Genomic DNA, 11,955 nt, shown 5'->3' on the forward strand with positions numbered 1-11,955 from the left:
TGGGGCCTGGCCGGGAGGTCGTGGCCTGGCGTCGGCGATACGTGGTTCTCCGGCCGGGCCGGCGCGGGCGAGGTGGGTCATGCCGGGGTCGGTCTGCCCGCGTCGGGACGGTCGTCGGTGCTGTCGCTGCCGGGGTGACCGGGACGCCGCCGGCCGCGCGGGCGAGGTGGGTCATGTCCGGGGTTGCCTAGTCCACGTGAGGGCGGTCATCAGTGCTGTCGCTGCCGCGGTGACCGGGACGCCGTAGGCCGCCACCGGCGACACGTGCTCCGCCGTCCAGCCGCCGGCCGCGCTGCCGCAGGCGATTCCGCCGAGCAGGCCGGTCACGGCGAGGGTCATGCCCTCGTTGAGGCGGCCGGGCGGGGTGCGTCGCTGGACCAGGGTCATCCCGGTGACCATCGTCGGGGCCGTCGCCATCCCGGCGATCAGCAGCGCGGCGGCCAGGGCGAGCAGGGATCCGGTGAGGGACGCGGCCAGCAGGGGGAGCGTCAGCAGGGCCGTCATGGCGGCTATGCACCACACGTACCGGTCCTCGGCCGACCCCGTCCGCCGGCTCGCCCCGTACACCAGCCCCGCCGCGCACGAACCGGCCGCCTGGAGCGCGAGCACGATCCCGGCCGCCGAGCGGTGTCCCTGTGCGTCGGCGAAGGCGATGGTGACCACCTCCATGGAGCCGAACACCGCGCCCATGGCGAGGCAGACGGCGAGGAGCGGAGGGACGCCGGGCGCGCGGAACGGCGCCTTCGAGGGGCCGCGCCCGCGCACCGGAGGCTCCGTCGAGCGCTGGGCCGTGAACACCAGCACCCCCGTCACCAGCAGCACCACCCCGGTCAGCGTGCCCGCCTCCGGGAAGAACGCCGTGCACAGGAAGGCCGCGAGGACCGGCCCCAGCATGTAGCACGCCTCGTCCACGGCCTGCTCGAAGGAGTTCGCGACATGCAGCGAGCTCTCGTCGCCGTGCAGCAGATGGGCCCAGCGGGCGCGGGACATACCGCCGAGGTTGGGGGTCGTGGCGGTGGCCGCGTACGACACGAAGAGCGTCCACGCCGGGGCGCCGAGGCGGACGCACAGCAGCAACGCCAACGAACCCAGCGCGGCAAGTGCCGTGGCCGGTACGGCGATCTTGGCCTGTCCGTGCCGGTCCACGAGCCGCGCGGTCCACGGGGCGACCACCGCGGTGGCCCCTAGACCGGCCGCGGTGACGGCGCCGGCGAGGGCGTACGACCCCCGCGTCCCCGCGATCATCAGGACCGCGCTGACGCTGAACATGCCCATGGGAAGCCGGGCGAGGAGATTCCCGATGGTGAACGCGCGCGCTCCGGGGGTGGCGAGAAGACGGCGGTAGGGACCGGGGGCGCGGCGACGGCGCGGGGAGGCCGCGGCGCGCGCTCCTCGTGGACCGAAGTCGACGATGACGAGCGCGTCCGCGGTCGTGGTGAACATCGGTCGGTGCGATTGCGGCATGCGACCACCGTCGCGTGCGGGTGATCAAGGCGTCCAACACCTGCTCCGCGCCGATTCACGCACCCGTGTTGTAAGTTCGCCCGATGTCCGCGCCCAGCCCGAGTCCCGGCCCCCGCCCCCACCACCTCGACCCCCGTCTCCTGCGTGCCTTCCTCGCCGTCGCCGACGAACTCCACTTCACGCGCGCGGCGGCCCGGCTCTACGTCGCCCAGCAGGCGCTCAGCCGTGATGTGCGGCGACTGGAGCGGGAGTTGGGCGCGGAGCTGTTCGTGCGCACCACCCGGCAGGTGACGCTGACCGCCGACGGCGAGCGGCTGGTGCCGTACGCCCGCCGGGCCCTGGACGCCCAGGACGAGCTGCTCGCCGCCTTCGCGCAGGCCCGCCCCCTGCTCGTGGACCTGAACTTCCCCGACCAGGCCACCGCCCGCGCCGTACTGCTGCGCGCCCGGGAACTCGCCCCTGACCAGGAGTTGATGGCCCGTTACGAGAGCGGGCTGACGGGCGCGGCGGCGCAGTTGCTGACCGGTCGCCTCGACGTGTCCTTCGGCAGGTTCGCCGGTGTGGACCCGGCACTGCGCTCGGGTCTCGACCACCAGCCCGTGCGCTACGAGCCCATGGCCGTCGTCCTGCCCGAGGACCACCGGCTGGCCTCCCTGGAGCGGGTGCCGCTGGCCGCGCTGGCGGGCGAGACCGTGTACGCGGGGGCCGGAAATCCGCGCACTCCGGAATGGACCGATCTCGCTCGTCGGCTGTTCGAAGGACGGGGCATCCGGATCGCCCCGCCGGCCCCGCTCGCGGTCGGCGACGAGGAGTTCCAGCGGATCATGGCGAAGACCCGGAACCCGATTCTCGCCGTCCTGGGTTTTCCCGCCATGCCCGCCACCGTGCTGCGTCCGCTGGTCGACCCGGTACCGCTGTCGCCCGTGTCCCTCGTGTGGCGCAAGGGTCTGGTGCATCCCGCCTTCGATGCCCTGCGCCGCGCCGCAATCGAACTTTCCGTCGAACATGACTGGCTTCGCAGGCCCGCCGACGGATGGATTCCGGCCACCGATGAGGCCCAGATGAACCTCCCCAAATGACACGTGGCAAACACACATCCTTCGCATGCGCTACATTCGTGGCCTGAGCACGGTGTGGTAAAGGGGGCGCTCGGATCGGGTGGGGGCCCGGTTCAGCCGACGTGTGCTCGAGTCGAAAGCGCGCCCAGATCAGCCCGTGGGGGGATGTGCGTGCGCGTGAAAAAGTGGCGAGAAGACGCCCAACCGGAGTGGCCCGAGGTTGCATCAGGCACCCAGGACATCCCGACGGGGGGCGCCACCCAGACGTTCCCGGAGACCGGAACCACCGGAACCACCGGAGCGCCCGGAGCGCCCGGATCCTTCGGAATAACCAGAGCATCAGGATCGACTGGTTCAGCCGGTTCAGCCGGATCGACTGGGCCGTCCGGATCAACCGGATTCTTCGGGTCAGTCGGAGCCCCGGCCGCCGCACCCTCCGGCTCGGCCGGCACCGAAGGCCCCGAACCGACGGCCGACCGCACCGAGATGCCGGCGGGGAGGACGGGAAGCACAGCGAAGACGGGAAGCACAGCGAAGACGGGAAACACGGGGAAGGCGGGAAAGAGCGCCACCCGGGACTTCCCGGGAGCCCCGAGAGCGGATCGCGACGGCGATCTCCTCGGCCCGCCCGGCCGCCGAACCGTCGTACGTGACCCCTGGGACGAGTCCGGCAGCGGTGACGGGGGCACCCACGATCCGCACGAGGTGACCGTCCAGCTCGACGCGGTCAGCCTGACCGGCGACGACCGCATCGAGGGCCGCCCCGGCGGCGACGGAGCGGCCGAGGGTTCGGACGGCCCGGTCTTCGTCGACGAGTCCGGCCGGCGCAGCCGGCGCTACCGCCGGATCGGCATCGCCGTCGGTCTGGCCTGCGCGGTCTACGCCGTCGTCATCGTCGTCACCCTGCTGTCCGGCAACTCCAACGCGCCCTGGCTCCCCATGACCGGCCCCAAGGACGACGCCCCGGCCGGCAAGGTCGACACCAGTCCGTTGCCGGCCCGGTCCACCGAGCCCTCCGCCGGCGTGGGGGTGATCCCGGGGACCACCCCGACGGTCAGCGGCGGGGCGACCCCGGTCCCCGGAGTCAGCGGCATCGCGCCCGGCGCCACGGTCAGCCCCGGCAAGGCGGGAACCTCCGCCGATCCGTCGCCCACCGCCACCCAGCCGGGCGGCAACCCGTCGGTCAGCGCCGATCCGTCGACACAGCCGACGCAGTCGGTGACCCCGCCGCCCAGCGCGTCGGTGACCCCGCCCGTCACCACCAGCCCCGACCCCTCGGTCGCCCCGACCCAGACCACGGGTGGCGGCAGTGCCGGCCCCGGCACGGTCGCCGACGGCCCGGCCGCCCCCTCGCCCCTCGCGTCGGAGACCGCCGGTACCCCGCCCGTCGCGTCGCAGCCGCCCGCCACCTCCGCTCCCGTGCTCGCCGGCGCCCCGCTCTCCCCCACGTCCCCGGAGAACATCCTCTGATGGCATCCCGAACCCGCCGCCCGGGGGCCGCACCAGGAGCCCCCGACGGCTCCAGGCGCCGTCGCCTGCCCATGCGCCTGCTGCTGCCCGTCCTCGTCCTCGTCGCCCTCATGGCGATGCTGATGCTGCGCGGCTACGTCCACAGCGAGATCCTCGCCGACCACCGCATCCGGGCCGAGGCCGCCACCGACAAGGTGCCGGAGAAGATCCTCGACGGCGGGCCGGTGATCGACACCCGCAGCGGACGCGCCACCAGCCTGAAGATGCCCGACCACCGGCTCGTGCTCACCTTCGACGACGGCCCCGACCCGACCTGGACCCCCAAGGTCCTGGACGTCCTGAAGAAGCACCACGCGCACGCGGTCTTCTTCGTCACCGGCACGATGGCCTCCCGCTACCCGGACCTGGTCAAGCGCATGGTCGACGAGGGCCACGAGGTCGGCCTGCACACCTTCAACCACCCCGACCTGTCCTTCCAGTCGAAGAGGCGCATCGACTGGGAGCTCTCCCAGAACCAGCTCGCCCTCGCCGGCGCGGCCGGTGTCCGCACCTCGCTCTTCCGGCCGCCCTACTCCTCGTTCGCCGACGCCATGGACGACAAGTCCTGGCCGGTCACCGAGTACATCGGCACCCGCGGCTACATCACGGTCGTCAACAACACCGACAGCGAGGACTGGCAGAAGCCCGGCGTCCGCCAGATCATCCGCAACGCCACGCCGAAGAGCGGCAAGGGCGCGATCGTGCTGATGCACGACTCCGGCGGCGACCGTCACCAGACGGTCCAGGCGCTCGACCGGTTCCTGCCCGAGATGAAGCACAAGGGCTACGAGTTCGACAACCTCACCGAGGCCCTGGACGCGCCCACCGCGCACACCGCTGTCGCCGGACCCGAACTGTGGAAGGGCAAGGCGTGGATCTTCCTGGTCCAGGCCTCCGAGCACATCACCGACGTCCTCGTGGTCGGACTGTCGATCATCGGCTCCCTGGTCATCGGCCGCTTCGTCCTCATGCTGCTGCTCTCGGGCATCCACGCCCGCCGGGTGCGCCGCAAGGACTTCCGCTGGGGAGCGCCGGTCACCCAGCCGGTGTCGGTGCTCGTCCCCGCGTACAACGAGGCCAAGTGCATCGAGAACACCGTCCGTTCCCTGATGGCGAGCGAGCACCCCGTCGAGGTGCTCGTCATCGACGACGGTTCGAGCGACGGCACCGCGAGGATCGTCGAGGCGATGGGCCTGCCGAACGTCCGCGTCGTACGCCAGCTCAACGCGGGCAAGCCGGCCGCCCTCAACCGCGGTCTGGCGAACGCCCGGCACGACATCATCGTGATGATGGACGGCGACACGGTCTTCGAGCCGTCGACCGTACGGGAGCTGGTCCAGCCCTTCGGTGACCCGCGCGTGGGAGCCGTCGCCGGCAACGCGAAGGTCGGCAACCGGGACTCGCTGATCGGCGCCTGGCAGCACATCGAGTACGTGATGGGCTTCAACCTCGACCGCCGCATGTACGACGTCCTGCGCTGCATGCCGACGATTCCCGGTGCGGTCGGGGCCTTCCGCCGCTCCGCCCTGGAACGCGTCGGCGGCATGAGCGACGACACGCTCGCCGAGGACACCGACATCACGATGGCCATGCACCGGGACGGCTGGCGGGTGGTCTACGCCGAGAAGGCGCGCGCCTGGACGGAGGCCCCGGAGTCCGTCCAGCAGCTCTGGTCCCAGCGCTACCGGTGGTCGTACGGCACCATGCAGGCGATCTGGAAGCACCGGCGCGCGCTGGTCGAACGAGGCCCGTCGGGCCGCTTCGGCCGCGTCGGCCTCCCCCTGGTCTCCCTGTTCATGGTGCTGGCACCCCTCCTGGCCCCTCTGATCGACGTGTTCCTCCTCTACGGCGTCGTGTTCGGCCCGACGCAGAAGACGATCATGGCCTGGCTGGGCGTCCTCGCGATCCAGGTCGTCTGCGCCGCCTACGCCTTCCGCCTGGACCGGGAACGCATGACCCACCTGATCTCGCTGCCGCTGCAGCAGATCCTCTACCGCCAGCTCATGTACGTCGTACTGCTCCAGTCCTGGATCACGGCTCTCACCGGAGGCCGCCTGCGCTGGCAGAAGCTGCGCCGCACGGGAGTCGTCGAGGCACCGGGCGGACCGGTGCCGCGGCAGCAGGCACGCAGTGAGAGCGACGAGCGGAGGCCGGTCGGATGACGCAGGAGTACACGGCGGGCCGGCATGGGATGGTCACTGCCTCCAAGGCCCCCGGCCGGGACCGCTACCTGGACCTCCTCCGCTCCCTCGCCCTGGTCCGAGTGGTCCTCTACCACCTCTTCGGCTGGGCGTGGCTGACCGTGCTGTTCCCGTCGATGGGCGTGATGTTCGCGCTGGCGGGCTCCCTGATGGCGCGGTCACTGAAACGCCCGGCCCTGAGCGTGATCAGGGGCCGGATCCGCCGGCTCCTGCCTCCCCTCTGGGCGTTCAGCGCGGTGGTGCTGCCGCTGATGTTCCTCGGCGGCTGGAAGCTCTCGGAGGACCCGGACCACAGCGGCACCTGGGGCCTGCTGGAACTGGTCAACTACGTCATCCCGATCGGGGCGCCGCCGTACCCCTGGGAGGTCGGCTTCCCGAAGGACCTGCTGGAGAGCACCTGGGCCGACCAGGCGGTGGGCCCGCTCTGGTACCTCCGCGCCTATCTGTGGTTCGTGCTGGCCTCCCCGCTGCTGCTGTGGGCGTTCCGCAGGGTGCCGTGGGCCACGCTGCTCGCACCGCTGGCGCTGACGGCCGTGGTCGGCACGGGAGTCGTCACGATCCCCGGCGAACTCGGCAACGCGGTCACCGACTTCGCGGTCTACGGCAGCTGCTGGGTCCTCGGTTTCGCGCACCACGAGGGAGTGCTGGCGAAGGTCCCGCGCTATCTCGCCGTCTCCGGATCGGTCCTGGTGATGTCCTTCGCCCTGTGGTGGGCGTCCGGCCACCTCGGCCCCGAGGGCTGGGACCTCAACGACATCCCGCTCGCCCAGGCGGCCTGGTCCTTCGGCTTCGTCGTGATCCTCCTCCAGTACTCCCCGTCCTGGCAGGAGCTCCCGGGCCGCCTCGCCCGCTGGGACAAGCTGGTGACCCTGTCCAACAACCGCGCCGTCACGATCTACCTCTGGCACAACATGCTGATCATGGCCACGGTCCCGATCATCGACCTGGCCTACCGCCTCCCCTTCATGCAGAGCGACCGCGCGGTCGCCGCGCTCGACGCGACGGACACGCTGTGGATGTTCTTCCTGGTGTGGCCCCTGATCGGGCTCGCGATCCTGGCGTTCGGGTGGATCGAGGACCTGGCGGCGAAGCGTGCGCCCAGGCTGTGGCCGAACGGTACGAAGAGGGGCCGGGCGAGGGCACGGGTCGCCGCGGGCCAGGGGTCCTGACCGGCCGGCCCCATGGGACGCGGTAGGCGTGGTCCGCCCGCCTCTCGGTACTCTGCGCCCATGACGACCGACGGCGGACCCGTGGTCGAGGCCGGGGTGAAGGTGCGTGAGTTCGTCGACCGCGGCCTCCCTCAGGACGTCATCGGCGTCCACGCCGCCTGCCGGTACTACTCCGTGGTCGAGCTGGAGCAGCTGGGCGGGTTCGACCCGTACGACCTGCGGGAACGCCTCGAAAGCGTCGTATGGGTCGGGGACGAGGAGTTCGCCGCCCACGGACTCACCCCCGAAGAAATCGCTGACCTGCGACGATGGGCGCTCGACTGGGAGTCCGACCTCGGGCTGCGCCTCCTTGAGGACTACGACGACTCTCAGGACGCCGAGGGCTGACGCGGAGCTGTTCGTAACACAAAGCCCCCACGACCTCTCATCCCGGTCTCCGCGAGGGTGAGAGCAACGTTCCTTTCCGGTCACCCGGTGCCACAGGCAGGAAACGCCGCGTCCCTACCTTCGGGGTCAGCCACTCGTAGCAGGACCTGAGCCCCGTCGCACCGTGGAGGCGTCATGACAGCCCCTAGTACAGCCCCCGCACCCCCGAGCAGGGGCGGTCGCTGGATCCAGCAGTGGGATCCGGAGGACGAGACCTTCTGGAAGGAGACCGGCGAGAAGGTCGCCAAGCGGAACCTGCTCTTCTCCGTTCTCTCCGAGCACATCGGGTTCTCGATCTGGACCATGTGGTCCGTGCTCGTGCTCTTCATGGGCCCGGAGTACGGGCTGACCCCCGCCGACAAGTTCCTGCTCACGTCGATGGTCACGCTCGTCGGTGCCGTCGTCCGCGTCCCCTACACCTTCGCCGTCGCGATCTTCGGTGGCCGCAACTGGACGGTCATCTCGGCCAGTCTGCTCCTCGTCCCCACCGTCGCCGCGTTCGCCGTGATGAAGCCGGGGACCTCGTTCAACACCTTCCTGCTGGTCGGCCTGCTGGCCGGCATCGGCGGCGGCAACTTCGCCTCCTCCATGACCAACATCAACGCGTTCTTCCCCCTCCGCAAGAAGGGCTGGGCGCTCGGGCTCAACGCGGGCGGCGGCAACATCGGCGTCCCGGTCATCCAGCTGATCGCCCTCGCGATCATCGGCGCCAGCGGCGGCCCCCGGGTGCTGCTCGGGATCTACATCCCGCTGATCCTCGTCGCCGCCGTCCTCTCCTCGCTCTTCATGGACAACATCGAGAACGTGAAGAACGACACCGGTGCCGCCAAGGACGCCGCGCGTGACGGTCACACCTGGATCATGTCCTTCCTCTACATCGGCACGTTCGGCTCGTTCATCGGCTACAGCTTCGCCTTCGGGCAGGTGCTGCAGAACCAGTTCGGCCGGACCCCGCTGGAGGCCGCGTACGTCACCTTCATCGGCCCGCTGCTCGGCTCGCTGATCCGCCCGGTGGGCGGCGCGCTGGCCGACAAGTACGGCGGCGCGAAGATCACGCTGTGGAACTACGTCGGCATGGGCGCCGCGACCGCCGTCCTCATCGCGGCCAGCATGGAGAAGTCGCTCGGACTGTTCACCGTGGCGTTCGTGGTCCTGTTCGTCCTCAGCGGCCTCGGCAACGGCTCGACCTTCAAGATGATCCCCGGCATCTTCCACACGAAGGCCCTGGGCAAGGGGCTCGAAGGCGAGGAGGCCGCCGCCTACGGCCGCCGTCTCTCCGGTGCCTCCATGGGCCTGATCGGCGCGGTCGGCGCGCTCGGCGGAGTCGGAATCAACCTGGCCTTCCGCCAGTCCTTCCTCTCCTACGGCTCCGGAACCGGCGCGTTCGTCGCCTTCCTCGCCTTCTACGCGGCCTGCTTCGGGGTCACCTGGGCCGTATACCTTCGGCGTACGGCCGTCCAGGGCCAGGCGTCGACGGCCGCAGAGGCGAAGCCGCAGCTCAGCTACGCCGAGGTGTGACGTAACACTGGCGACATGAACCGGAACCGAGCCTGTCACGAGCCGTTGACAGGCTCGGTCGGCATGTAGGGACGACCCACGTACGACCGTGTACGACGACTCGAGTGCGGGACGAGAGCCATGTACGAGCAACAGCAGGCAGCAGAGCAGCACGGCCCCCTCGCGGGCTTCACCGTGGGAGTCACGGCCGCGCGCCGGGCGGACGAACTCGGTGCGCTGCTCCAGCGACGCGGGGCCGCGGTCCTGCACGCGCCCGCCCTGCGGATCGTGCCCCTCTCCGACGACAGCGAGCTGCTGGCGGCGACGAAGGACCTGATCGACCAGGCGCCGGACGTCGTGGTGGCCACCACGGCCATCGGCTTCAGGGGATGGGTCGAGGCCGCCGAGGGCTGGGGGCTCGGTGAGACGCTTCTCGACCGGCTGCGCGAGGTGGAACTGCTCGCGCGCGGGCCCAAGGTCAAGGGGTCGATACGAGCCGCCGGACTGACCGAGGACTGGTCGCCGTCGTCCGAGTCCATGGCCGAGGTGCTGGACCGGCTGCTGGAGGAGGGGGTCGAGGGCCGCCGTATCGCCATCCAGCTGCACGGTGAGCCCCTGCCCGGGTTCGTGGAGGCGCTGCGGGCCGGGGGCGCGGAGGTCGTCGGGGTGCCGGTGTACCGGTGGATGCCGCCGGAGGACATCGGGCCGGTGGACCGGCTGCTGGACGCGGCCGTCTCGCGGGGGCTGGACGCGCTGACCTTCACGAGCGCGCCGGCCGCGGCCTCGCTGCTGTCCCGGGCCGAGGACCGGAGTCTGCTGCCGGAACTGCTCGCCGCGCTCAACCATGACGTGCTGCCGGCCTGTGTCGGGCCGGTGACCGCGGTGCCCCTGCAGGCGCGGGGGGTCGATACGGTCTCGCCCGAGCGTTTCCGGCTCGGTCCGCTCGTGCAGTTGCTGTGCCAGGAGCTTCCCGCGCGCGCCCGGGCGCTGCCCATCGCCGGCCACCGGGTGGAGATCCGGGGCCACGCTGTGCTGGTCGACGGGGCGCTGCGGCCGGTGCCGCCGGCGGGGATGTCCTTGCTGCGGGCGCTGACGCGGCGGCCGGGCTGGGTGGTGTCTCGGGCGGAGCTCCTGCGGGCCCTGCCGGGCGCGGGCCGCGACGAACACGCTGTCGAGACGGCGATGGCCCGCCTGCGCACGGCCCTGGGCGCCCCGAAGCTGATCCAGACGGTGGTCAAGCGGGGGTACCGGCTGGCCCTGGACCCGGCGGCGGACGCGAAGTACTCCGACGTCTAGCTAGGGCCTGTCGGCACGGCTGCCCGTGGCTTTCACCAGGCACCCCAGTGTCACCGTCAGCAACACCGCCCGCACGATGTTCCACGCCACCCACGGGTCCTCGAACCTCTCGCGCAGGGCGCCGGGGTCGCCGCCCCGCGCGAGGGCGTCGTTGAGGGGGACGTTGAAGGCGACGGTGACCAGGAAGGCCAGGGCGGAGAGCACCAGGGCCGCCCACACCCACCGCCGGTGGCCGCGGCCCCGCGCCTGCCGGGCCGCCACCGCCGTGAGCAGCGGTGCGCCCAGGAAACCGAGGAAGAACATCGGGTTCTGGATGACCTCGTTGATGTCACGCATCACCTCGACGTAGACGCGGTCGTCGCTGCGGGCCAGGGCCGGCATCACGGCGCACGCGAAGACGCAGAAGGCCCCGGCGACCAGGCCCGTGGCGACCGTGGCCGCGCCGAGGACGACTCCGCTGCTCCTGCTGTTCTGTGTCATGCCCCCAGTCAAGAGCCGGGCCCCACCGCGCCGACATGGCCGAGACGCGCCGTCGCATACGTGCGCGTCCAGGCACCGCGCCCGGTCCGGGGGGTTCCGGCGGCGAGGGCGGGAAGGCACTGTTAGAGGGAGCCCCGGAACAGCCTCGAAGCACTCACCGACCCCATACGACCGGGGCACCCCAAGGCGGTGACAGGCACATGGCACTGGGTACGGCCACGGTCGCGTACGAGCTGCGGTTCGACGCCGGGCGGATCTGTCTCGACCTCCTCGCCACCACCCACCCCGAGGAACGCCTCGACTCGACGGAGGTGCTCGGCGCCTGGATCGTCGGTTCGGGACTGGTGCCGCGGGGGACGGACCTGACCCACGCGGACCCCTCCTGGCTCGTGGGCTTCCGCGAACTGCGGGGACGTATCGGACAGTTGGTCAGGGGCGCCCCCGGACACGGCTACGACCTCGCACTCGCCCACGTCAACGCGGCCGCCCGTGTCGCGCCGCCCGCCCCGCGCGCGGTGCGGGACGAGGAGGGCGCGCTGGTACGCGAGTTGGACGGCCCGCCCGACTGCGCGGCCCTGCTCGGGGCCATCGCCAGGGACGCCGTGGGGCTGCTGACGGACCCGGTCGCGCGGGCCGGGATCAGAGAGTGCGAAGGGGACAACTGCCCCATCGTGTACCTGGATACATCACGGGGACGCAGGAGGCGCTGGTGCTCCAGTGAGGTCTGCGGGAACCGGGAAAGGGTGGCCCGGCATCGTCGGCGCCTGCACTCGCGCGCGCCTGACTGACCGTTATGTCTCTTCTGTGGAGCGGCAGTCGAAGTGATTTCGATTACATGTCGTTTACTCGCTCAAC

The 11,955-nt window shown here is 71.3% G+C and carries 10 protein-coding genes; 8 read left to right on the forward strand and 2 right to left on the reverse strand.

Going from position 1 to position 11,955, the window contains the following annotated elements:
• Positions 1-171: 171 nt before the first annotated feature.
• Positions 172-1,464, reverse strand: a complete 1,293-nt coding sequence (locus AQI94_RS00250; protein ID WP_031042660.1) for an MFS transporter — start codon at positions 1,462-1,464, stop codon at positions 172-174.
• Positions 1,465-1,547: 83 nt separating this feature from the next.
• On the opposite strand from AQI94_RS00250, the gene AQI94_RS00255 reads away from it, so the two are divergent.
• The 7 genes from AQI94_RS00255 (at position 1,548) to AQI94_RS00285 (ending at position 10,620) form a co-directional block, all read left to right on the forward strand.
• Entirely contained in the window at positions 1,548-2,543 is a 996-nt protein-coding gene (locus AQI94_RS00255) for a LysR family transcriptional regulator (RefSeq protein WP_031042657.1), read from the forward strand.
• Between the two features lie 684 nt (positions 2,544-3,227).
• Complete coding sequence (locus AQI94_RS00260; protein WP_225890128.1) at positions 3,228-3,992, forward strand: hypothetical protein; 765 nt, start codon at positions 3,228-3,230, stop codon at positions 3,990-3,992.
• Complete coding sequence (locus tag AQI94_RS00265) at positions 3,992-6,193, forward strand: glycosyltransferase (protein WP_031042653.1); 2,202 nt, start codon at positions 3,992-3,994, stop codon at positions 6,191-6,193. The genes AQI94_RS00260 and AQI94_RS00265 overlap by 1 nt, the downstream gene beginning before the upstream one ends.
• Positions 6,190-7,401, forward strand: coding sequence for an acyltransferase family protein (locus AQI94_RS00270; RefSeq protein ID WP_031042649.1), 1,212 nt, complete (start codon positions 6,190-6,192; stop codon positions 7,399-7,401). Before AQI94_RS00265 ends, AQI94_RS00270 begins: the two co-directional genes overlap by 4 nt.
• A 60-nt stretch (positions 7,402-7,461) precedes the next feature.
• Positions 7,462-7,788: a hypothetical protein gene (locus AQI94_RS00275; protein ID WP_051832058.1), complete on the forward strand. Its 327-nt coding sequence runs from the start codon at positions 7,462-7,464 to the stop codon at positions 7,786-7,788.
• A 174-nt stretch (positions 7,789-7,962) separates the two neighbouring features.
• Positions 7,963-9,345 (forward strand): nitrate/nitrite transporter, encoded by a 1,383-nt coding sequence (locus tag AQI94_RS00280; protein ID WP_031042643.1) that lies wholly within the window; start codon positions 7,963-7,965, stop codon positions 9,343-9,345.
• Positions 9,346-9,465: 120 nt separating this feature from the next.
• Positions 9,466-10,620, forward strand: coding sequence for a uroporphyrinogen-III synthase (locus AQI94_RS00285; RefSeq protein WP_031042640.1), 1,155 nt, complete (start codon positions 9,466-9,468; stop codon positions 10,618-10,620).
• On the opposite strand, the gene AQI94_RS00290 is transcribed toward AQI94_RS00285, so the two are convergent.
• A complete protein-coding gene (locus tag AQI94_RS00290) occupies positions 10,621-11,100 on the reverse strand; it encodes an anthrone oxygenase family protein (protein WP_031042638.1) in 480 nt (159 codons plus the stop codon). It lies immediately after the preceding gene.
• Between the two features lie 200 nt (positions 11,101-11,300).
• On the opposite strand from AQI94_RS00290, the gene AQI94_RS00295 reads away from it, so the two are divergent.
• Positions 11,301-11,888, forward strand: coding sequence for a CGNR zinc finger domain-containing protein (locus tag AQI94_RS00295; protein ID WP_031042635.1), 588 nt, complete (start codon positions 11,301-11,303; stop codon positions 11,886-11,888).
• Positions 11,889-11,955 lie beyond the last annotated feature (67 nt).

The organism is Streptomyces pseudovenezuelae (assembly GCF_001513955.1).
Lineage (GTDB): Bacteria > Actinomycetota > Actinomycetes > Streptomycetales > Streptomycetaceae > Streptomyces > Streptomyces pseudovenezuelae.